Here is a 450-nt window from a genome sequence, read left to right as displayed (position 1 = left end):
AGTCGTAGTCGATGGGAAGCAGGTTAATATTCCTGCACCTCGCGTAAGTGCGATGGAGGGACGGAGAAGGTTAGGTGTACCAGGCGTTGGTTGTCCTGGGGAAAGGCGGTAGGTTTGGATCTTTGGCAAATCCGGGATCCTTTAAGACCGAGCACCGAGACGAGCCTTTAAGGCGAAGTCACTGATACCACGCTTCCAGGAAAAGCTCCTAAGCTTCAGCTTACGCAGACCGTACCGTAAACCGACACAGGTGGGTAGGATGAGAATTCTCAGGCGCTTGAGAGAACTCGGGTGAAGGAACTAGGCAACATGGCACCGTAACTTCGGGAGAAGGTGCACCCTTTTTGGTGGCTCGTGCGAGCTATGGCTGAAGAGGGTCGCAGTAACCAGGCCGCTGCGACTGTTTATCAAAAACACAGCACTCTGCAAACACGAAAGTGGACGTATAGG

At 53.1% G+C, this 450-nt stretch carries 1 rRNA gene; it reads left to right on the top strand.

The annotated features are described in order from the left end of the window. A 23S ribosomal RNA gene (locus EN850_RS33570) occupies positions 1-450 on the top strand; the annotation flags it as partial.

This window comes from Mesorhizobium sp. M8A.F.Ca.ET.207.01.1.1, from assembly GCF_004794715.1.
Taxonomy (GTDB): Bacteria; Pseudomonadota; Alphaproteobacteria; order Rhizobiales; family Rhizobiaceae; genus Mesorhizobium.
The sequence above is the reverse complement of the archived record's forward strand: the minus strand, read 5'-3'. Positions and strand labels throughout refer to the sequence as shown.